Origin of the sequence: Corallococcus praedator, from assembly GCF_003612125.1 — a bacterium.
Classification (GTDB): domain Bacteria; phylum Myxococcota; class Myxococcia; order Myxococcales; family Myxococcaceae; genus Corallococcus; species Corallococcus praedator.
Window position 1 is genome coordinate 1 of the sequence record NZ_RAWI01001299.1, and the last position, 406, is coordinate 406.

The 406-nt window shown below is 63.3% G+C and carries 1 pseudogene; it reads left to right on the forward strand.

The features are described from left to right. Nucleotides 1-9: 9 nt before the first annotated feature. Nucleotides 10-406, forward strand: a pseudogene (locus tag D7Y13_RS44170) (hypothetical protein); the annotation flags it as partial.

A 406-nucleotide genomic window follows, 5' to 3' on the forward strand; every position in this document is an offset into this window, starting at 1 on the left:
GTTGTCGTCATGCGCGTACTCGACCAGGTGATCACCAAAGCCCAGGCAGTGGTGCCGATGCAGCGCCAGATCCAGGCGCTCCATCTCTTTCAGCACACGAAGAGCCGCTTGATCGGCGACGATCAACCGCGATTCACCGAGTCCGCGATCCCCGACGTCGCCGACCTCGATCTCACCGACATCGATGTCAGCGACCCGTTCCTCTGGCGTCAGGGGCAGTGGGAGGCCTACTTCCGACGGCTGCGGGATGAAGCCCCGGTGCACTATCGCGGCGACAGCAAGTTCGGCCCGTTCTGGTCGGTGACCCGCTACGACGACATCATCACCGTCGACAAGGACTTCGAGACCTTCTCCGCCGAACCGCAGATCATCCTCGGCACACCGCCGGAGGGGCTCGACATCGAGA